Annotated in this window: 21 protein-coding genes; 20 read left to right on the top strand and 1 reads right to left on the bottom strand. The window is 71.4% G+C overall.

Features of this window, described 5'->3' with window-relative positions; all coding sequences use genetic code 11:
- The first annotated feature begins 8 nt into the window (after window positions 1–8).
- From lysA to ACQBJO_RS04610, 6 genes are all read left to right on the top strand, one after another.
- Window positions 9–1,469, top strand: a complete 1,461-nt coding sequence (gene lysA, locus ACQBJO_RS04585; RefSeq protein ID WP_421007270.1) for a diaminopimelate decarboxylase — start codon at window positions 9–11, stop codon at window positions 1,467–1,469.
- Window positions 1,466–2,788, top strand: coding sequence for a homoserine dehydrogenase (locus tag ACQBJO_RS04590; protein WP_255185602.1), 1,323 nt, complete (start codon window positions 1,466–1,468; stop codon window positions 2,786–2,788). The genes lysA and ACQBJO_RS04590 overlap by 4 nt, the downstream gene beginning before the upstream one ends.
- A 3-nt stretch (window positions 2,789–2,791) precedes the next feature.
- Complete coding sequence (thrC, locus tag ACQBJO_RS04595; protein WP_255185603.1) at window positions 2,792–3,895, top strand: threonine synthase; 1,104 nt, start codon at window positions 2,792–2,794, stop codon at window positions 3,893–3,895.
- 2 nt (window positions 3,896–3,897) lie between these two features.
- A complete protein-coding gene (gene thrB / locus ACQBJO_RS04600) occupies window positions 3,898–4,839 on the top strand; it encodes a homoserine kinase (RefSeq protein WP_421006988.1) in 942 nt (313 codons plus the stop codon).
- 226 nt (window positions 4,840–5,065) lie between these two features.
- Window positions 5,066–7,051 carry a transcription termination factor Rho gene (gene rho, locus ACQBJO_RS04605; protein ID WP_421006987.1) on the top strand — a complete coding sequence of 662 codons (1,986 nt, stop codon included), beginning with the start codon at window positions 5,066–5,068 and terminating at the stop codon, window positions 7,049–7,051.
- 231 nt (window positions 7,052–7,282) lie between these two features.
- A complete protein-coding gene (locus tag ACQBJO_RS04610) occupies window positions 7,283–7,957 on the top strand; it encodes a HEAT repeat domain-containing protein (RefSeq protein ID WP_421006986.1) in 675 nt (224 codons plus the stop codon).
- Between the two features lie 60 nt (window positions 7,958–8,017).
- Here the strand turns inward: ACQBJO_RS04610 and ACQBJO_RS04615 are convergent, their stop codons facing one another.
- Window positions 8,018–8,602, bottom strand: coding sequence for a GNAT family N-acetyltransferase (locus tag ACQBJO_RS04615; RefSeq protein WP_421006985.1), 585 nt, complete (start codon window positions 8,600–8,602; stop codon window positions 8,018–8,020).
- Window positions 8,603–8,793: 191 nt separating this feature from the next.
- Between ACQBJO_RS04615 and rpmE the strand changes: the two genes are divergently transcribed.
- From rpmE to ACQBJO_RS04685, 14 genes are all read left to right on the top strand, one after another.
- Entirely contained in the window at window positions 8,794–9,012 is a 219-nt protein-coding gene (gene rpmE / locus ACQBJO_RS04620) for a 50S ribosomal protein L31 (protein WP_072623991.1), read from the top strand.
- Between the two features lie 101 nt (window positions 9,013–9,113).
- Complete coding sequence (gene prfA / locus ACQBJO_RS04625) at window positions 9,114–10,199, top strand: peptide chain release factor 1 (RefSeq protein ID WP_255185611.1); 1,086 nt, start codon at window positions 9,114–9,116, stop codon at window positions 10,197–10,199.
- Entirely contained in the window at window positions 10,196–11,071 is an 876-nt protein-coding gene (gene prmC / locus ACQBJO_RS04630; protein ID WP_421006984.1) for a peptide chain release factor N(5)-glutamine methyltransferase, read from the top strand. The genes prfA and prmC overlap by 4 nt, the downstream gene beginning before the upstream one ends.
- Window positions 11,072–11,356: 285 nt before the next feature.
- On the top strand, window positions 11,357–12,316 hold the full coding sequence (locus tag ACQBJO_RS04635; protein ID WP_421006983.1) for an L-threonylcarbamoyladenylate synthase: 960 nt from the start codon (window positions 11,357–11,359) through the stop codon (window positions 12,314–12,316).
- Complete coding sequence (glyA, locus tag ACQBJO_RS04640) at window positions 12,313–13,590, top strand: serine hydroxymethyltransferase (protein WP_421006982.1); 1,278 nt, start codon at window positions 12,313–12,315, stop codon at window positions 13,588–13,590. Before ACQBJO_RS04635 ends, glyA begins: the two co-directional genes overlap by 4 nt.
- A gap of 76 nt (window positions 13,591–13,666) precedes the next feature.
- Window positions 13,667–14,803 carry a glycosyltransferase family 4 protein gene (locus ACQBJO_RS04645; RefSeq protein ID WP_421006981.1) on the top strand — a complete coding sequence of 379 codons (1,137 nt, stop codon included), beginning with the start codon at window positions 13,667–13,669 and terminating at the stop codon, window positions 14,801–14,803.
- Window positions 14,804–14,923: 120 nt separating this feature from the next.
- On the top strand, window positions 14,924–15,343 hold the full coding sequence (locus ACQBJO_RS04650; RefSeq protein ID WP_421006980.1) for a hypothetical protein: 420 nt from the start codon (window positions 14,924–14,926) through the stop codon (window positions 15,341–15,343).
- Window positions 15,340–15,732, top strand: coding sequence for an AtpZ/AtpI family protein (locus ACQBJO_RS04655; protein WP_421006979.1), 393 nt, complete (start codon window positions 15,340–15,342; stop codon window positions 15,730–15,732). Before ACQBJO_RS04650 ends, ACQBJO_RS04655 begins: the two co-directional genes overlap by 4 nt.
- Window positions 15,729–16,529 carry a F0F1 ATP synthase subunit A gene (atpB, locus tag ACQBJO_RS04660; RefSeq protein WP_421006978.1) on the top strand — a complete coding sequence of 267 codons (801 nt, stop codon included), beginning with the start codon at window positions 15,729–15,731 and terminating at the stop codon, window positions 16,527–16,529. The genes ACQBJO_RS04655 and atpB overlap by 4 nt, the downstream gene beginning before the upstream one ends.
- Before the next feature lie 97 nt (window positions 16,530–16,626).
- Window positions 16,627–16,839, top strand: coding sequence for a F0F1 ATP synthase subunit C (locus ACQBJO_RS04665; RefSeq protein WP_421006977.1), 213 nt, complete (start codon window positions 16,627–16,629; stop codon window positions 16,837–16,839).
- 51 nt (window positions 16,840–16,890) lie between these two features.
- A complete protein-coding gene (locus ACQBJO_RS04670; protein WP_421006976.1) occupies window positions 16,891–17,490 on the top strand; it encodes a F0F1 ATP synthase subunit B in 600 nt (199 codons plus the stop codon).
- Window positions 17,490–18,299: a F0F1 ATP synthase subunit delta gene (locus ACQBJO_RS04675; protein ID WP_421006975.1), complete on the top strand. Its 810-nt coding sequence runs from the start codon at window positions 17,490–17,492 to the stop codon at window positions 18,297–18,299. Before ACQBJO_RS04670 ends, ACQBJO_RS04675 begins: the two co-directional genes overlap by 1 nt.
- Window positions 18,300–18,371: 72 nt before the next feature.
- Window positions 18,372–20,009: a F0F1 ATP synthase subunit alpha gene (atpA, locus tag ACQBJO_RS04680; protein ID WP_255185621.1), complete on the top strand. Its 1,638-nt coding sequence runs from the start codon at window positions 18,372–18,374 to the stop codon at window positions 20,007–20,009.
- 106 nt (window positions 20,010–20,115) lie between these two features.
- Entirely contained in the window at window positions 20,116–21,015 is a 900-nt protein-coding gene (locus tag ACQBJO_RS04685; protein ID WP_421006974.1) for a F0F1 ATP synthase subunit gamma, read from the top strand.
- The last annotated feature ends 6 nt before the right edge of the window (window positions 21,016–21,021 follow it).

Here is a 21,021-nt window from a genome sequence, read left to right on the forward strand (position 1 = left end):
CGACGAACATGAGGGCCCACGAGGCCGGCATCCTCCACGCCGACGGCTACGGGGCGGCGCCCCAGTGGCTGCCGACGCCGCAGGACGTCAACGAGCTCCTGCCGCAGCTGTGGCCGGCCAACGTCGAGCGCAGTGCCGACGGCGTGCTCGCGGTGGCGGGCCTGCCCGTCACCGACATCGCCCGTGACTTCGGCACCGCCGCCTACGTCCTGGACGAGGACGACTTCCGCTCCCGCGCACGGGCGTTCAGGGACGACTTCACCGCTCCCTTCGACGCCGTGGCCGGTGCCGACGTCTACTACGCCGGCAAGGCCTTCCTGTGCACCGCGGTCGCCCGCTGGGTCATGGAGGAGGGGCTCAACCTCGACACCTGCAGCGGTGGCGAGCTCGCCGTCGCGCAGCGCGTCGGCTTCCCCGGCGAGCGGATCGCCCTGCACGGCAACAACAAGTCCGTCGCCGAGCTGCGCCAGGCGCTGGAGTACGGCGTCGGCCGGATCGTCGTCGACTCCTTCGCCGAGATCGACCGCGTCGCCGCCGTCGCCGCCGAGCTCGGGGTCGTCGCGCCGGTGATGGTCCGCGTGACCGTCGGCGTCGAGGCCCACACCCACGAGTTCATCGCGACGGCGCACGAGGACCAGAAGTTCGGCTTTTCCCTCGCCGGCGGCCAGGCCCGCGCCGCGATCGACGCCATCGTGGCGAAGGGGGAGCACCTGCGCCTGCTCGGGCTGCACAGCCACATCGGCAGCCAGATCTTCGACGTCTCCGGATTCGAGATCGCCGCCCGGCGGCTCGTCGCGCTGCACACCGAGGTCGCCGACGTCCACGGCATCGCGATGCCCGAGATGGACCTCGGTGGTGGCTACGGCATCGCCTACACCTCGGAGCACACGCCGCTGACCGCCGGCGAGCTCGGCAGCCAGATGGCCGCCCTCGTCGACCGGGAGCTCAAGGAGCTGCGTGACGGGCACCCCGAGGCGCCGCTGCCGCGGATCTCCATCGAGCCTGGCCGTGCGATCGCCGGCCCGAGCGCCTTCACCCTCTACGAGATCGGCACGGTCAAGGACGTCGAGGTCGCCCACGACGCGATCCGCTCCTACGTCAGCGTCGACGGCGGCATGAGCGACAACGTGCGCACCGCGCTCTACGGCGCCGACTACTCGTGCACCCTCGCCAGCCGCACGTCGAGCGCCGGCCCGCGCCTGGTCCGCGTCGTCGGGCGGCACTGCGAGAGCGGCGACATCGTCGTCATGGACGAGTACCTGCCGGCCGACATCACGCCCGGCGACCTCATCGCCGTCCCCGGCACCGGCGCCTACTGCCGCAGCCTGTCCAACCAGTACAACCACACCCCCCGCCCGCCGGTCATCGCCGTGCGGGACGGTGTCGCGCGCGTCATCGTGCGCCGCGAGACGATCGACGACCTGCTCGCCCTCGACGTGGACGAGCCCGCCCCGCAGGAGGTCCGATGACCACCGACCAGCAGACCCCCCTTCGCGTCGCCCTGCTCGGTGGCGGCGTCGTCGGCGGCAGCGTCGCCCGCCAGCTGATCACGCAGGCCGACGACCTCGCCCAGCGCATCGGTCGCCCGCTCGAGCTCGTCGGCATCGCGGTGCGCCGCGCCGGCCGCGACCGCTCCGACCTGGGCGTCGACCCGGCGCTCTTCACGACGGACGCCGCCGAGCTGGTGACCCGCGCCGACATCGTCGTCGAGGTCATCGGCGGCATCGAGCCGGCCCGCAGCCTCATCCTCTCGGCGATGGAGCACGGCGCCTCCGTCGTGACGGCCAACAAGGCGCTGCTCGCCGAGGACGGCCCGACCCTGTACGCGGCGGCCGCCGACCACGGCGTCGACCTCTACTACGAGGCGGCGGTCGCCGGGGCGATCCCGATCCTGCGCCCGATCCGCGACTCGCTCGCCGGCGACTCGATCCGTCGGGTCATCGGCATCGTCAACGGCACGACGAACTTCGTGCTCGACGCCATGGACTCCACGGGCGCCGGCTTTTCCGAGACGGTCGAGCGCGCCCAGGCACTCGGCTACGCGGAGGCGGACCCGACCGCCGACGTCGAGGGCTTCGACGCGGCGGCCAAGGCCGCGATCCTGTCCTCGCTGGCCTTCCACTCCCGGGTCGGCAGCGCCGACGTGCACCGCGAGGGCATCACCGAGGTGAGCGCCCGCGACATCGCGGCCGCGCGCGACATGGACTGCACCGTCAAGCTGCTCGCGATCTGCGAGCGGGTCGAGGGCCCCGACGGCACCCCGGGCATCTCCGCTCGGGTGCACCCGGCGCTCATCCCGCTCAGCCACCCGCTCGCCTCCGTGCGCGAGGCCTACAACGCGGTCTTCGTCGAGGCCGAGGGCGCGGGCGACCTGATGTTCTACGGCCAGGGCGCCGGCGGCGACCCGACGGCCAGCGCCGTGCTCGGCGACATCGTGGCCGTCGCGCGCACCCGGGTCACCGGCGGTCGCGGGCCGGGGGAGAGCGCCTATGCGCACCTGCCGGTCCTGCCCATCGGGCAGGCGATCACGCGCTACCACGTGAGCCTCGACGTGGCCGACCGTCCGGGTGTCCTCGCGAGCGTCGCGCAGGTCTACTCCGACCACGGCGTGTCCATCGAGACCGTGCGCCAGCAGGTGGTCACCGACGACCACGGCGAGGCGCGGGCGATGCTCATCATCGTCACCCACGCGGCGACCGATGCCGCACTCTCCGCGACCGTCGCCGAGCTCGCCCGGCTCGAGACGGTCAACGAGGTCACCTCCGTCATGCGTGTTGAAGGGAACTGACACATGGCAGCCCACCAGTGGCGCGGCGTCATCACCGAGTACTCCGACCGGCTGCCGATGCTGGCCGGTGCCCCGACCGTCACCCTGCGCGAAGGGGGGACCCCCCTCATCCCCGCCGAGCACCTCAGCGAGCTCGTCGGCGCGCAGGTCCACGTCAAGTACGAGGGCCTCAACCCCACCGGGTCCTTCAAGGACCGCGGCATGACGACCGCGATGTCAATGGCCGCGGCGAAGGGGGCCAAGGCGGTCATCTGCGCCTCCACCGGCAACACCTCGGCGTCGGCCGCCGCCTATGCGACCAAGGCCGGCATGACCTGCGCCGTCCTCGTGCCCGAGGGCAAGATCGCCATGGGCAAGCTCTCGCAGGCGATCGCGCACGGCGCGACCCTGCTGCAGGTGGACGGCAACTTCGACCACTGCCTCGACGTCGCCCGCAAGCTCGCCGAGACCTACCCGGTCGAGCTGGTCAACTCGGTCAACCCCGCGCGCATCGAGGGGCAGAAGACCGCGTCCTTCGAGATCGTCGACGCGCTCGGCGACGCCCCGGACATCCACTGCCTGCCCGTCGGCAATGCCGGCAACATCACCGCCTACTGGCGCGGCTACCGCGAGTACGCCACCGAGACCGAGGGCGTCTCCGGCACGCTGGCGCCGGTGTCGACCCGCACCCCGCAGATGTGGGGATTCCAGGCCGCCGGCTCCGCGCCGATCGTCCTGGGTCACCCGGTCGACGAGCCCGACACGATCGCCACGGCCATCCGCATCGGCAACCCCGCCTCGTGGCAGCAGGCCGAGGCGGCACGTGACGAGTCCGGCGGGCGCATCGAGGCGGTCACCGACGAGGAGATCCTCGCCGCCCACCGCATCCTCTCCGCGCGCGAGGGCATCTTCGTCGAGCCGGCCTCCGCCGCCTCGGTCGCCGGCCTGCTCAAGGCCTCGGCCGCTGGCCGGGTCCCGGCCGACGCGACGATCGTCTGCACGGTCACCGGCCACGGCCTCAAGGACCCGCAGTGGGCCCTGAAGAACGCCGACGGCTCCGACGTCGCTCCCGTGAGCGTGCCCGCCGAGGCCTACGCGATCGCCCGCGAGCTCGGTCTGCAGGACTGACCATGTCGATCCCCGTCGGGACGTCGGTCACCCTCGCGGTGCCCGCGTCCAGCGCCAACCTCGGCCCGGGATTCGACTGCGTCGGGCTCGCGCTCGGCGTGTGGGACGAGTGCACGGTCACCGTGACCGAGCAGCCCGGCCTGCAGGTCGAGGTCACGGGCTCGGGCGCCGACTCGGTGCCCCGCGACGAGAGCCACCTCGTCGTGCGGACGATGGCGACCACCTGGCAGCACCTCGACGTCACGGCTCCGGCCGGGCTGCGGCTCGAGGCGACCAACGCGGTGCCCCACGGACGCGGGCTGGGCTCGTCGGCGACGGCGATCGTCACCGGCGTGGCAGCTGCCCACGCCCTGGCCGTGCGCGGCGGCGCACTCGCGGGGGAGGAGCTCGACCTCGAGGTCGTCAACACCATCGCGGCAGCTCTCGAGGGGCACCCGGACAACTCGTCCGCCAGCGTCTTCGGTGGGGCGACGCTCTCCGTCACGGAGGCCGGCGCGCCGCTGCCGCGGACCCGGACCGTCCCCCTTCGCCTCGACCCGCGGATCACGCCGGTCGTGCTCGTGCCGGGCACGACGCTGAGCACGCACACCGCACGCTCCGTGCTGCCGGAGGTCGTGCCCCTGGCGACCGCCGCGGCCAACTCCGCGCGTACCGGCCTGCTGGTCCACGCGCTGACGAGCGCCCCCGAGCTGCTCGTCGACGCCACCGCGGACCTGCTGCACCAAGAGGCCCGTCGCCCGAGCTATCCGGAGAGCATGGGGCTCGTCGACGCCCTGCGGGCCGCGGGGCTCGCCGCGACGATCTCCGGTGCCGGGCCGTCCGTGCTCGTCCTCGCCGGCGCCGACCGCGTCGACGAGGTGCGTCGGGTGACGGCCGAGGTGGCCGCCGGCTGGCAGGTGCTCACCCCGGGGGTGCCCGAGCGCGGGGTGCAGCTGCGCGGGTGACCTGCACCCGGCATCGCAGTGATACATTGGCGGTGCTCCTTCAGGTCCGGTGCGTCGGCGACGTCGTCGATTCGCACACGATGGGCCGGAGCCTCCTCCCACGTGAGTGCCATCGGCCTCCGGGTCCGGCACGCAGCCGTGGGGATCAGTGAAAAGTCGTCCCGCTCTTGACGGGATTCATCAGGCCTGCCCGTCCCGGGTGGCCCCAACGAGGGAAGGGTCCTTCGTGACCGACACCACGACTGGCGACAGCGCTGCTCCCGCGACCAGCGAGCAGCCCCGTCGCTCCGGCGCCCTGAGCGCCATGCGCCTCGCCCAGCTCCAGCAGCTCGCCTCGAGCATGGGGATCACCGGCACCGCCAAGATGCGCAAGAGCGACCTCATCTCCGCCATCCGCGCCCAGCAGTCCGGCTCCTCCGCGCCCGCCCCGGCGAAGTCCGCGGCAAAGAGCGCTCCGGCAGCGCAGAGCGCCCCGGCCAAGCAGAGCGCCCCGGTCGAGCAGGCCGCTCCGGCCGAGCAGGCCGCTCCCGAGGCGAAGGGGGGCGAGCGCCCCTCCCGCGAGTCGGCTCCCGCCGAGCAGGACCGCGGCCAGCAGGACACCGACCAGCAGGAGCGCGGCCAGCGCGACTCCGGCGAGCGCCGCGGCGGCAACGACCGTCAGGGCAATGACCGCCAGCAGGGCGGCAACGACCGCCAGCAGCGCGGCGACCGCAACGACCGTCAGCAGGGCGGTGACCGCCAGCAGGGCGACCGTCAGGGCGGCAACCGCAACGACCAGCAGGGTGGTCGCAACCAGGGCGGCAACCGCAACGACCAGGGCGGCAACGACCGTCAGGGCGGCAACCGCAACGACAACCGCAACCAGGGTGGCAACCAGCAGGGTGGCAACCAGGGTGGCGGCGGCCAGCAGGGCGGCGACGACGAGCGCGGCGGCCGTCGGCGCAACCGCAACCGCAACCGCAACCGGGACAAGCGTCGCGGCGGCGGCCAGCAGTTCGACGACACCGAGCCGCAGATCTCCGAGGACGACGTGCTCGTCCCGGTCGCGGGCATCCTCGACGTCCTCGACAACTACGCCTTCGTGCGCACTTCGGGCTACCTGCCCGGCCCGGGCGACGTCTACGTGCCGCTCGGCATGGTCAAGCGCAACGGCCTGCGCAAGGGTGACGCCGTCACAGGCCAGGTCAAGGCCGCCCGCGAGGGCGAGGAGCCGCAGCAGCAGACCGTCGGAACCAAGGGCAACCGCGGCAAGTACAACCCGCTGGCCAAGCTCGAGACGGTCAACGGCATGACCCCCGACGACGCGAAGCGCCGCGCGGAGTTCGGCAAGCTCACGCCGCTCTACCCGCAGGACCGACTGCGCCTCGAGACCGAGTCCAACGTCCTCACGACGCGGATGATCGACCTCGTGGCCCCGATCGGCAAGGGCCAGCGTGGCCTCATCGTCGCCCCGGCCAAGGCCGGCAAGACGATGGTCATGCAGTCGATCGCCAACGCGATCACGACCAACAACCCCGAGTGCCACCTCATGGTCGTCCTCGTCGACGAGCGCCCCGAGGAGGTCACCGACATGCAGCGCGCGGTCAAGGGTGAGGTCATCGCCTCCACCTTCGACCGCCCGGCCGACGACCACACGACGGTCGCCGAGCTGGCCATCGAGCGCGCCAAGCGCCTCGTCGAGATGGGCCACGACGTCGTCGTGCTGCTCGACTCGATCACCAAGCTGGGTCGCGCCTACAACCTCGCCGCCCCGGCGAGCGGGCGCATCCTCTCCGGTGGTGTCGACTCGGCGGCGCTCTACCCGCCGAAGAAGTTCTTCGGCGCGGCCCGCAACATCGAGAACGGCGGCTCGCTGACCATCCTCGCGACCGCGCTCGTCGAGACCGGCTCGCGCATGGACGAGGTGATCTTCGAGGAGTTCAAGGGCACCGGCAACATGGAGCTCAAGCTCGACCGTGGCCTGGCCAACCGCCGCATCTTCCCCGCGGTCGACGTCAACGCGTCCGGCACCCGGCGCGAGGAGATCCTCCTCGCGCCCGAGGAGCTGAAGATCATGTGGAAGCTGCGTCGCGTGCTCGCTGCCCTCGACACCCAGCAGGGCGTCGAGTTGCTCATCGACCGGCTGCGCAAGACCAAGACGAACTACGAGTTCCTCATGCAGGTCCAGCAGACGAGCTCGATCAAGCTTGACGACGAGGACGAGACCGCCTGAGTCTCGACCACACACGGCTGGGGGGCCGCTGCGCTACGTGTGCGGCGGCCCCCCTTCGTCGTCAGCACTCATCCTGCGCGACCGGGGGCGCGGCCCCTAGGGTTGCTGCACGCGTCGACCCGACACGGAGGTCGCACATGAACGAGAGGACCCCACAGATGGCCGCGGGCGATCCGACCGCGGCCTGCCCCACGAGACCGAGGCGACCGGCCCGGGCGAGCGAGGGCGGCCATGGGTGACCTCGTGGGCCAGCTCTGGTTGCTGCGGATGGTCCTATGGATCGTGGTCGGAGCGGTCATCCTGCTCGTGGTGACGGGGGTCGGCACGAGGCTCCTCGCGCGCCGCCGCGCGTCGAGGGGTGCCGGCCGCAGTGACTGTCGGACGTCTGCGGCGGTCGAGGTCGACGCGCTCGTGGCCCGGGGCCCGACCGCGGCACCCGCCATCACCGCAGGTCTGACGAGCGACGACCCGAGGACACGCACGATCGCTGCCGTGGCGATCGGCCGGGCTCGGCACCGTGACCAGACGCCGGCACTGCGAGCGCTGGTCGACCACGAGGAGGACCCGGTCGTGCTCACGGCGGCGGTCGGTGCCCTCGGGTTGGTGAGTGGGCCGGGCGATGTCGTGGTCGTGCTTCCGCTGACCGCCGCGGGGCGACCCCGGTCCGTGCGTCTGGCCGCCGTGCTCGCCCTCGGCGCTCTCGGAGGGGCCGCCGCCGTCGACGGTCTCGCCGACCTGCTCGGTGACGAGGACCGGTGGCTGGCGGAGCTCGCCGCAGAGGTTCTGGGCGACGTCGGGCCAGCCGGCCCGGCAGCCCTCGAGGCGCGCGTCGACGACCCCGGTCACGTGGGTGAGGCCGCGGCCTACGGCCTGGCGATGTACCGGCTGCGGCGAGACGGACCCTGATCGCCGAGAAGCGCGCGAACCTGCCGGGTGCGCCGCAGCAGGTGACAGCGGGCCGAGGGGTCAGCTCCCCGGGTGCGGTGCCTCGGGCTGCGGGATGGACCGGTCGATGCGTCGGCGCATCTCGGGGAAGGCCGCCTCGGTGAAGCCGAAGTCCTCGTAGATGTCGCGGCCCATCTCGGTCGCGTTGAGCGAGAGCACCTCGACGTCGGTCTCGTCCTCGAACCACGCGATGAGCTCGGCGACGACGGCGTGGGTGAAGCCCAGGCGACGGTGCCGGGGGAAGGTGGCGATGTTGGACACGAGGCCACCCGTGCCGCGGCGGCCGGGCGCCGGCATGAGGTCGGTGACCTGACCCATGGCGCACGAGACGACGGTGCCGTGGGCCTCGGCGACGACGACCCGCACGTCGTCCTCACCGAGTCGCAGCTGCAGCCAGCGGGCGGCGTCCTGCTGCCAGCCGATGTCGGAGACCTCCTCGGAGGAGGTGCCCATCGCCTCGAACATCAGTGCCCGCAGGGCGACGATGGTGCCGATGTCGCCGGCCGTGGCCGGCCGGATCACCGAGCCCTCCACGGGCCCGGGCGCGGGCTCCCTTCGCCGGTCACGGGTGGTGCGGCGGGGCAGGCGGGGGGCTCGAGGTGCCATGCGCCCATCCTGCCCCAGCCGGGTGCGCCCGCACGGGAACATCCGGGACCGACGTCGTGTTTGGACCACCGTGCCTGCTCTGGCACAATCGACTGCTGGTCCGGTTCACGGCACGCGGCACAGACGCTCGCAGTTGTCGGCCCCAGCGAGGGCGCAACGCCGACCCGGACGACACGACCAAGGAGCACCACGTGAAGAAGGACATCCACCCCACCTACGAGGCCACCAGCGTCTCGTGCACCTGCGGCAACACCTTCACCACCCGCAGCACCAAGCCGGGCGGCGAGATCCGCGTCGAGATCTGCAGCAACTGCCACCCCTTCTACACGGGCAAGCAGAAGATCATGGACACCGGTGGTCGCGTGGCCCGCTTCCAGAAGCGTTACGGCCAGAAGACCGAGGCCAAGTAACCCACTCGATGCGCCGGTCAGCCCACAGGGCTGGCCGGCGCATCAGTCGTTTCCACCACCCCTCCACCTCCGCTCCACCCACCGACCGCCGGGAGGCCACCGTGCTCGAGTCCGTCGAGGCGCTGCTCGCCGAGCACGCCGAGCTCGAGGCGTCGCTCGCCGACCCGGCCGTCATCGGTGACCCCGACCGCCTGCGCGACGTCAACCGGCGCTATGCCGAGCTGACCCCGGTGGTCACGGCCCAGCGTGAGCTCGACCTGGCCGTCGGTGACCTCGAGGCCGCCCGCGAGCTGGCCGCGGAGGACGCGGCCTTCGCCGCCGAGGTCCCCGCGCTCGAGGAGGCGGTTGCCGCCGGCGAGGACCGGATGCGCCGCCTGCTCATCCCGCGCGATCCCGACGACGACCGTGACGTGATCCTCGAGATCAAGGCGGGCGAAGGGGGAGAGGAGTCCGCCCTCTTCGCCGGCGACCTGCTGCGCATGTACCTGCGCCATGCGGAGAAGCGCGGCTGGACCACGCGCCTGCTCGACGCCACCGAGTCCGACCTCGGCGGCTACAAGGACGTGCGGGTCGCCGTCGGCGCCAAGGGCACGCCGGAGCCGGGCGCCGCCCCGTGGGCCCGCCTCAAGTACGAAGGGGGAGTCCACCGCGTCCAGCGCGTCCCCGTCACCGAGAGCCAGGGTCGTATCCACACCTCCGCGGCCGGCGTGTGGGTCATGCCCGACGTCGGCGACGTCGTCGAGGTCGAGATCGACCCCAACGACCTGAAGATCGACGTCTACCGCTCGTCGGGCCCCGGCGGGCAGTCGGTCAACACGACCGACTCGGCCGTGCGGATCACCCACCTGCCGACCGGCACCGTCGTCTCCTGCCAGAACGAGAAGTCGCAGCTGCAGAACAAGGAGTCGGCGATGCGCGTGCTGCGCGCCCGGCTGCACCAGATGGCGATGGACGAGGCGGCCGCCGAGGCGAAGGAGGCGCGCGCCTCGCAGGTGCGCACCGTCGACCGCTCGGAGCGGATCCGCACCTACAACTTCCCCGAGAACCGGATCAGCGACCACCGCACCGGCTTCAAGGCCAACCGGCTCGACACCGTGCTCGACGGCGACCTCGACGCGGTGATCGACTCCGCGGTGCAGGCCGACGAGGAGGCGCGGCTCGCGGCTCTCGCCGGGGACGGGGAGTGACCTCCCTTCGCTCGGCGGTGGGGGAGGCCACGGCCAGGCTCACCGCTGCGGGCGTGCCGACCCCACGACCTGACGCGCTGCTCCTCGCGGCGCACGCGCTCGGCTGCGACCGGGCCGAGGTGGAGCGCCGGATGCTGCTCGGTGCCGACCTCGACGAGATGACCTCGCGGCGGCTCGACGTGCTCGTCGAGGAGCGCGCCACCCGGGTGCCGCTGCAGCACCTCACCGGCACGGCCCCCTTCCGCCGGCTCGAGCTGCACGTCGGGCCGGGGGTCTTCGTGCCCCGCCCCGAGACGGAGGCCGCCGTCGACCACGTGCTGGCGGCGCTCGACGGGCTCGACGCGCCGGTCGTCGTCGACCTGTGCACCGGGTCCGGGGCGCTCGCCCTCGGGGTCGCCGACGAGGCACCCGCCGCCGAGGTCGTCGGGGTCGAGCTCAGCGAGCTCGCCCTGGCCTGGGCCGCGCGCAATGTCGAGGCCACCGGGCTGCCGGTCCGGCTCGTGGCCGCCGACGCTACGGCCGACCCCGCCACCGTCCCCGACCTCGCCGACCTCGTCGGCCGGGTCGACGTCGTCGTCTCCAACCCGCCCTACATCCCCGTGGGCATGGTGCCGCTCGAGCCGGAGGTCGCCGAGCACGACCCCGAGCTCGCGCTCTACGGCGGCAGCGCCGACGGGCTGGCGATCCCGCTCGCCGTCGCGGCGACGGCGGCGGCCCTGCTGCGCCCCGGCGGTCGGCTCGTCATGGAGCACGCCGACAGCCAGGGCGAGAGCCTGCCGCGAGCCCTGTCCGCGACCGGTGCCTGGCTCGACGCCACCGACCACGCAGACCTCGCCGGGCGCCCCCGGACCACCACCGCGCGTCGCTCCTGAGTCCACACGAGCACGACGAAGGGGGCGTGGCCGGTCGGCCACGCCCCCTTCGGTGGTGCTGGGAACTTCAGAGGATGTACATCAGCAGCACGATGATCAGCAGCACGCCGACGATCGTCCAGATGAGACCTGAGCCTCGCATGTTCTCCTCCTCGAGGGATCGGTTGTGGGCGGTCGTTCAACCTAGCGGCGCGAGCAGCGCGTGGGGGCGAAGCGAGGTCACCAATTCGGCGACTCCTTGACCGGGCCCGTTCCGCCGCGAGCCGGCGGCATAGGGTGGGGCCCATGAGTCCTGTCGTCGATGCGACCACCGCAGACCGCGAGCAGAGCGTGACGGCGACGGTCGACGCCGTCCGCCGCGGCGAGGTCGTCGTCATCCCCACCGACACCGTCTACGGGGTCGGGGCCGATGCCTTCGACCCCGAGGCCGTGGCCGCCGTCCTCAGCGCGAAGGGGAGGGGCCGCGAGATGCCCCCGCCCGTCCTCGTCCCCGACGTGCGCACCGTCGACGGCCTCGCGCGCGCCGTGCCCGAGTGGGCCCGGCGCCTCGTCGACCAGCTGTGGCCCGGCCCGCTGACCCTCGTGCTGTGGGCGCAGCCCTCGCTGCACTGGGACCTCGGCGAGACCGCCGGCACCGTCGCGCTGCGCATGCCCGACGACGAGATCGCTCTCGAGGTGCTGCGCGAGACCGGCCCGATGGCCGTGACGAGCGCCAACCGGACCGGCGAGCCGGCCGCCACGACGGTCACCGACGCCGCCGTGCAGCTCGGCCCGGCCGTGAGCGTCTACCTCGACGGTGGACCGCGGGCCACGCAGGAGCCGTCGACGATCATCGACTGCACCGGTGAGCACCCCGTCGTGCTGCGCCAGGGCGCCGTCGGCCGCGAGCGGCTCGAGGAGATCCTCGGTGTCGGCTTCGACCGGCCGGACGACGCGGGGGAGGGCGTTGCCGACGTCGCGGACGCCGATGCCGAGCCCGAGCCCCAGCCCGAGTCGCCCGTCGCCGACGTGGCAGAGGCCGAGTCCGAGCCGCAGCGCGGCGACCTGCCGACCTACGACGACGAGGACCCCGAGGTGGCGGCCGCCGAGGCCGCCCGCCTGCGCGAGCCGCGTCACGGCACCGGCGGTGACGCCGCCGACGCCGAGTGGGAGGATCTCCCTTCGTCAGACCGTGCGCCGGCGCAGGCCGCGCCCACCGACCCGCCGCAGACCGACCCCACCACCCCCACGGAGGCCCCGCGATGACCGACGACACCTTCTACGGCTCCGACTTCGGCGCCCTGAGCGCCTTCGACCCGGAGATCGCCGGTGTCCTCACCAGCGAGCTCGACCGCATCCGCGGCGGCCTCCAGCTCATCGCGAGCGAAAACATCTCCTCGCCCGAGGTGCTCACCGCGCTCGGGTCGACGCTGAGCAACAAGTACGCCGAGGGCTACCCGGGGCGTCGCTACTACGGCGGCTGCTCCGAGGTCGACAAGGCCGAGAACCTCGCCATCGAGCGCGCCAAGAGCCTGCTCGGCGCCGAGCACGCCAACGTGCAGGCCCACTCCGGCGCCAGCGCCAACCAGGCCGTCTACGGTGCCTTCCTCCAGCCGGGGGAGAAGATCCTCGCGATGTCGCTGCCGCACGGTGGCCACCTCACCCACGGCACCAAGGTCTCCTTCTCGGGCAAGTGGTTCGACGCCGTCCACTACGGCGTGCACCCGGAGACCGAGGACGTCGACTACGACGAGATGGAGCGCCTGGCCAAGGAGCACCGTCCCAAGGTCATCTGCTCCGGCGGATCCGCCATCCCGCGCCTGCTCGACTTCGAGCGCATCCGCGCGATCTGCGACGAGGTCGGCGCGATCATGTGGGTCGACGCGGCGCACTTCATCGGCCTCGTCGCCGGCAAGGCGATCCCGAGCCCGGTCCCGCTCGCCGACGTCGTCACCTTCACGACGCACAAGGTGCTGCGTGGTCCCCGCTCCGGTGCGCTCGTGTGCAAGGAGGAGCACGCCAAGGCGCTCGACAAGGCGATCTTCCCGATGATGCAGGGCGGCCCGCAGATGCACACGATCGCCGCCAAGGCGGTCAACTTCAAGGAGTGCGCGACGCCCGAGTACCAGCAGTACGCGGTCGACGTCATCGCCAACTCCAAGGTCCTCGCCGACGAGCTGCGGGGGCGCGGCATCCGCCCGACGACCGGCGGCACCGACACCCACCTCGCGCTGCTCGACCTGCAGGGTGTCGGCGTCACCGGTGTCGACGCCGAGGCGCGTTGCGACGCGGCCGGCATCACGCTCAACAAGAACGCCATCCCCAACGACCCGCAGAAGCCCTCGGTCGCCTCCGGCATCCGCGTCGGCACCCCCTGCGTCACGACGCAGGGCATGGGTACCGACGAGATGGTCAAGATCGCCGAGCTCATCCACACCGCCGTGACGACGGGCGACGCCGACCCCGAGCACGCCGTCTCCCGCGAGGTGCGTGCCCAGGTGAGCGAGCTGGTCACCACCTTCCCCGCCTACCCGCGCTGATCCCCCTCCGGACCGTGGTCGAGGTGCGAGGAGCTCCGCGACGGGGCCTCGATGCCTCGCAGGGGAGGGGTGAGCGGTGAGGGAGTACCTCTTCGTCTTCCTCGTCGCGCTCGCGACGACCTATGTCCTCGTCCCGCTGATGCGCACCATCGCGGTGCGCGTCGGCGCCTTCACCGAGGTGCGGGAGCGCGACGTCCACGTCGTGCCGATCCCGCGCCTCGGTGGGGTGGCGATGTTCTTCGGCTACGCGGCCGCGACCCTCGCGGCCTCGCGCATGCCCTTCCTGCGGCAGGTCTTCGAGACCGGTGAGCTCATCGGGATCCTCGTCGGCGCGGCCGTCGTCTGCCTCGTCGGGGCGATCGACGACGTCAAGGAGCTCGACGCCCTGACCAAGCTCGGCGGCCAGCTCGTCGCCGCGGCGATCATCGCCTTCGCGGGGGTGCAGTTCTTCTCGCTGCCGCTGGGCACCGTGACCGTGCTGCCGGCGCCGCTGCTCGTGCTGCTGACGATCTTCGTCGTCGTGCTGTGCATCAACGCGGTCAACTTCATCGACGGGCTCGACGGTCTGGCCGCGGGGCTCGTGGCGATCGCTGCCGGTGCCTTCTTCGTCTACAGCTATGTCATCTCGGGCAGCTACGACCCGCCCAACGTCTTCTCCTCGGCGACCTTCGTCTCCGCGGCGCTCGCCGGGTGCTGCCTGGGCTTCCTGCCGCACAACGTCTTCCCGGCGAAGCTCTTCATGGGTGACTCCGGCGCGCTGCTCCTCGGCCTGCTGCTCGCGGCCGCGACGATCTCCAACGTCGGTCAGATCAACCCCGACCAGGTGAGCGCCAACGCGCTCGCCGCCACCGTGCTGCCGCTGCTCATCCCGATCTCGATCATGCTGCTGCCGCTGCTCGACGTCGTGTGGGCGGTCGCGCGGCGCACCGCCCGCGGCCAGCGCCCCTGGGACGCCGACAGCCAGCACCTGCACCACCGGATGCTCCAGATCGGCCACGGTCACCGGCGTGCGGTCCTGCTGCTGTGGCTCTGGGCGGCCGTCGTCGCCCTCGGCGCCGTGAGCCTGGTCTTCCTGCCCCTGCTCGTCGCCGGCATCGGGGGAGTGGTGATGCTCGTCGTCGCCGCCGTCCTAACGATCTGGCTGCCGCGGTTCTCGCGCCCGGGCCACCGCCCGAAGACGTACGACACCCAGGGCCAGCGCCTCGACGTCTGAGGGCCGGCCAGGGCGAATTGGTGGCCCTCGCGGCGCTTGTGTAAACTTTCACAAGCGCCCACCGGACCGTTCGGTCCGACCCGCCAGAGCACCTCGTGCTCCCGTTCCCGAAGTGAGCCGATGACCACGACTCAGCGCCGCAGCCCCGTGCCGGGCATGCGCCGTGGTGTCCTCGTCGCCGGTGTCGTCGGGACGGTCCTGATCACCGCCGTCGCGGCCGTGGCGAAGGGGGGAGACGCCGCCCTCAGCGCGCTGGCCGGCTCCCTGCTCGCCTTCTTCGTGATGCTGCTCGGAGTCCTGGCGATCTCCTTCGTCGTCGCCGGCGACCCGGCGGCATCCATGGCCGGCGCCGGTCTGGTCTACCTGGGGCAGCTCATCGTCCTCGTCGCGGCCATCGCGGTCCTGCGTGAGGCCGCCTGGCTCGACGGGACGGTCGCCGCGATCGCGGCGGTCGTCGAGACGGTCCTCGTCCAGGCCGGCCAGCTGATGGGCTACGTCCGCTCGCGCCACGTGATCTACCCCCAGGGGGGCCACGCATGAGCGCCCACCCCCACCGAGCGAAGGGTGGCGAGCGCGCCCGTCTCGTCACCAAGGCGCCGGCAACGGCCGAGCAGACCGCGGCCGATCGCGCCCGATGGTCCGCGACCGAGGACGACGGCGGACCGAGCCCCACATCGCGCGCTGACGCCATGGGGTCGACGATCCTCGCCTACCTGATCACCGGCCCGATCCTCTTCGGGGGGATCGGCTGGCTCGTCGACCGTTGGCTCGGTGTGACCGGCTTCATCGCCGTCGGCATCCTTGCCGGGATGGCTCTGTCGCTCTACATCATCTGGCTCCGATACGGTACGTCCCAGGCACCCCATGACGATGACCCCGCGGAGGGGTCGACGACGGCTGCCCAGCCACACAACGAGGAGAACCCGTGACCTTGACTGCGCTCGCGCTGCCCGCCGCCGGTGGGGAGAGCTACCAGCCGCCGACCCCCGAGATCTTCTGGCAGCCCCTCTTCGAGGTCGGCGGTCTCACGGTCACCAACCAGATGGCCTGGTCGGCCATCATCACCGCCGTGCTGTCGATCGGCCTCCTCGCCCTGAGCAAGAACGCCTCGGTCGTCCCCAGCAAGGGACAGTGGCTCCTCGAGGGCATCTACAACTTCCCGCGCAACGCCGTGGCCCGCGACATGATCGGGACCAAGGAGTTCAAGAAGTTCGTCCCGCTGCTCGTCACGCTCTTCCTGTCGATCCTGCTCTACAACTGGGCCGGCTCCTTCTTCCTCGCGATGAACCCCGTCAACGGCAAGATCGGCTTCCCGATCGCGCTGACGCTCGTCGTCTACGTCGTCTACCACTGGGTGGGCATCCAGCGGATGGGCCTCGGTGGCTACTTCAAACACATGGTGCCTCCGGGCCTGCCGGGCTGGATCGTCCCCTTCGTCTTCCTGCTCGAGCTGATGACCTACTTCATCACCCGGCCGTTGACCCTGGCGCTGCGACTCTTCGGCAACATGTTTGCCGGCCACATGGTCGTCTACCTCTTCGTCACCGGAGCTTTCTACTTCCTGCTCCACGGCGACGGAGTCCTCATGCAGGCCCTGTCGCTGCCGACCTTCCTCATGGCCGGCGTCATGATCATCTTCGAGCTCCTGGTGCAGTTCCTCCAGGCCTTCGTCTTCACCCTCCTGGCGGCCAGCTACATTGCCGGCGCCGTCGCCGACGACCACTGATCGTCGGACTTCGACCCACAACTGCATAGCCCCACCAAGTACTTCCCCGCGGGACAGACCTCGCGGCGGATCACAGAAACACGAAAGAGGAATCATCGTGGAAATCTCCGGCTCCGTCTCCCTCATCGGTTACGGCCTCTCCGCCATCGGCCCGGCCATCGCCGTCGGTCTGATCTTCGCCGCGTACATCAACGGTGTCGCCCGCCAGCCCGAGGCCCGCAACCTCCTGCAGCCGATCGCCATCCTCGGCTTCGCCCTCGCCGAGGCGCTCGCGATCTTCGGTCTGGTGCTCTTCTTCATCAACAACTGACGCGAGCCGGCAACGGCATCGTCAACCGGCACCAGTCACTAGGAGTACCCCGTGCACATCACCGCAACCGCGTCAACGGTCGTGGGGCTCGCCGCGGCGGGTGAGGGCGAGACCATGCCCCTCATCCCGCACTGGGAGGAGCTCGTCTTCGGGCTGATCATGTTCGCGATCCTCTTCTGGGTCGTCGCGAAGAAGGTCGCCCCGAACCTCGAGAAGGCCTACGAGGAGCGCCACGCCGCGATCGAGGGTGGCATCGCCCAGGCCGAGAACGCGCAGGCCGAGGCCGAGGCTGCCAAGGCCCAGTACGAGGCCCAGCTGGCCGAGGCTCGCGCCGAGGCCGCGAAGATCCGTGAGGACGCACGCGCCGAGGGCGCGGCCATCGTCGCGGAGATGCGCGGGCAGGCGCAGGACGAGGCCAACCGCATCACCGAGTCGGCGCACAAGCAGATCGAGGCCGAGCGTCAGCAGGCGTCCGTCTCGCTGCGCGGTGAGGTGGGTCGTCTGTCGACCGACCTGGCCGGTCGCATCGTCGGCCACGAGCTGCAGGACTCCTCCAGCCGTCAGGGCCTCATCGACCGCTTCCTCGCGGAGCTCGAGTCGGGCCAGGTCCAGCCGGAGAAGGTCGGGCAGACGCAGCAGGGTGACGCCTGATGCGAGGCTCTTCCCGCGCCGCCGTGGCCGAGGGACGTCAGTCCTTCGAGACCGCGCTGACGTCGGGTGACGCGGCCGTCGTGGCCGACGAGCTCTTCGCCGTCACCGGGCTGCTCGACGACAACGCGGCCCTGCGCCGCAGCGTCGCCGACCCCTCCCGCGAGGGCAAGGACCGGTCCGACCTGGTCACCCGCCTGCTCCACGGCAAGGTGTCCAACGAGACCGTCGGCATCGTCTCGGTGCTCGCCGGTCAGCGCTGGGCCCAGGAGCGCGACCTCACCGACACGCTCGAGCGCTTCGCCGTCGAGGCATCCCTCAAGGGAGCCGAGGCCGCCGGTGCGCTCGACCAGGTCGAGGACGAGCTCTTCCGCTTCGAGCGCCTCGTCGACAGCTCGCCGGAGCTGCGTGACGCCCTCGCCAACCGGCAGGGCGACCCGCAGGGCAAGGCCGAGGTCATCAGCCGACTGCTCGACGGCAAGGCCCGTCCCGAGTCCGTGCGCCTGGCCCGACAGGCCGTGCTCGCGCCCCGGGGCCGCCGCTTCGACCGGACGATCGAGGAGTTCCTCGACTTCGCCGCGGAGCGTCGCCAGCAGCTGACCGCCGTCGTCACGACCGCGGTCGACCTCACGCAGGAGCAGCGCACCCGGCTCGCCGCCGCGCTGCAGCAGATCTACAGCAAGCCCGTCCAGCTGCAGATCGTCCACGACGAGGACGTCATCGGCGGGATCCGGGTCCAGATCGGCGACGAGGTCGTCGACGGGACCGTCCTGCGACGTCTCGACGAGGCGAAGCGCCACCTGGCCGGCTGAGCCCGGGTCCAGACCCACCATGCAGACCACATATTCGGCCACCACAGCGGCCGGCAACGAGGAGAAGACAACATGACGGAGCTTTCGATCCGTCCGGAGGAGATCCGGGACGCCCTGGACGGCTACGTGCGGTCCTACAACCCGGGCGCGGCCTCCCGCGAAGAGGTCGGCCGCGTCACCGACACCGGTGACGGCATCGCCCACGTCGAGGGACTCCCTTCGGCCATGACCAACGAGCTGCTCGAGTTCGAGGACGGCACCCTCGGCCTCGCGCTCAACCTCGACGTCCACGAGATCGGTGTCGTCGTCCTCGGCGACTTCTCCAAGATCGAGGAGGGCCAGGCGGTCAAGCGCACCGGCGAGGTCCTCTCGGTGCCGGTCGGCGAGGGCTTCCTCGGCCGCGTCGTCAACCCGCTCGGCCAGCCGATCGACGGTCTCGGCGACATCGAGTCCGAGGAGCGCCGCCAGCTCGAGCTGCAGGCTCCCAGCGTCGTGCAGCGCAAGTCGGTCCACGAGCCGCTGCAGACCGGTCTGAAGTCGGTCGACGCCATGACGCCGATCGGCCGTGGCCAGCGTCAGCTGATCATCGGTGACCGCCAGACCGGCAAGACCACGGTCGCGGTCGACACGATCATCAACCAGAAGCAGTTCTGGGAGACCGGCGACCCGCAGAAGCAGGTCCGCTGCATCTACGTCGCCATCGGCCAGAAGGGCTCCACGATCGCGTCCGTCAAGGGCACGCTCGAGGAGGCCGGCGCCATGGAGTACACGACGATCGTCGCGGCCCCCGCGTCCGACGCCGCCGGCTTCAAGTACCTCGCCCCCTTCACCGGCTCGGCCATCGGCCAGCACTGGATGTACCAGGGTAAGCACGTCCTCATCGTCTTCGACGACCTGAGCAAGCAGGCCGAGGCCTACCGCTCGATGTCGCTGCTGCTCCGCCGCCCGCCGGGCCGCGAGGCCTACCCGGGTGACGTCTTCTACCTGCACTCGCGTCTGCTGGAGCGCTGCGCCAAGCTCTCCGACGACATGGGCGCCGGCTCGATGACCGGTCTGCCGATCATCGAGACGAAGGCGGGCGACGTCTCGGCGTACATCCCGACCAACGTCATCTCGATCACCGACGGTCAGATCTACCTGCAGGCCGACCTCTTCAACTCCGACGTCCGCCCCGCCATCGACGTGGGTGTCTCGGTCTCGCGTGTCGGCTCGGCCGCGCAGACCAAGGCGATGAAGTCGGTCTCCGGTCGCCTCAAGCTCGACCTGGCCCAGTACCGCGCGCTCGAGGCCTTCGCGATGTTCGCGTCCGACCTCGACCCGGCCTCGAAGCAGCAGCTGGCCCGCGGCGCCCGCCTCGTCGAGCTGCTCAAGCAGAAGCAGGCCGACCCCTACCCGGTGCCGGAGCAGGCCGTGGCGATCTGGGCCGGTACCACCGGTGAGCTCGACTCGATCGCGGTCGAGGACATCCGCCGCTTCGAGTCGGAGTTCCTCGCCCACCTGCGTCGCAACAAGAACGACCTCATGGAGGGCATCCAGGAGACGGGCAAGCTCGAGGACTCGACGATCTCCGCCCTCGAGGCCGAGATCGCCAGCTTCCGCGACACCTTCGCCCCCTCCAACGTCGAGGACGTCCCGGTGGGCTCTGCCGAGGAGTCGGGCGAGGACGCCCAGGACTCCGAGCAGGTCCAGATCGTCAAGCAGAAGCGCTGACCCACCACCGGTCGGGCGTCGCGAGCGGCGCCCGACCGGGGGAGCAGCACCCCCGACCGGCCACCCCGGGTGAGCCGACCACAGACCATCAGAGAGGCGGAAGCACATGGGAGCGCAGATCCGGGAGTACCGGCAGCGCATCCGGGCCGTCAGTTCGACCAAGAAGATCACGCGCGCCATGGAGCTCATGGCGGCGTCGCGTGTCGTCAAGGCCCAGCAGGCGGTGCGTGAGTCCACGCCCTATGCCCGCGCGCTGACCCGCGCGGCCTCGGCCGTGGCCACCCACTCGGACGAGGACCACCCGCTGACGACCGAGCCGGAGACGGTGCGTCGCGCCGCGGTGCTCGTCGTCGCGGCCGACCGCGGTCTCGCGGGCGGCTACAACGCCAACGTCCTCAAGGAGGGCGAGCGGGTCTCTGCCGCTCTGCGTGACCAGGGCAAGGAGGTCCAGACGTACCTCGTGGGTCGTCGCGCGGTCTCCTACTACTCCTTCCGCAAGAGGGAGTTCGTCGCCGAGTGGACCGGCTCGTCCGAGAAGCCGACCTTCGAGAACGCCCGCGAGATCGGCGAGCGCCTCGTCGCGGACTTCATCAAGGACTACGAGGACGGTGGCGTCGAAGAGGTCCACGTCGTCTACACCCGCTTCGTCTCCATGGTCACCCAGGAGGCCGAGGTCATCCGGCTGCTCCCGCTCGAGGTCGTCGAGGGCGTCGAGGAGCCGGCCGAGGACGAGGTGCACCCGCTCTACGAGTTCGAGCCGAGCGGCGAGGAGCTGCTCGACACGCTGCTCCCGCGCTACGTCAACGCGCGCATCTTCAACTGCCTCCTCATGGCGGCGGCCTCCGAGCTCGCGGCCCGTCAGCGCGCCATGAAGTCGGCGACCGACAACGCCGAGGAGCTCATCAAGAAGTACACCCGACTGGCCAACCAGGCCCGTCAGGCCGAGATCACCCAGGAGATCTCCGAGATCGTCGGCGGGGCCGGGGCCCTGGCCGAGTCCAAGTGAGAAGGT

This window comes from Janibacter zhangyanbonis (genome assembly GCF_050507325.1).
Lineage (GTDB): Bacteria > Actinomycetota > Actinomycetes > Actinomycetales > Dermatophilaceae > Janibacter.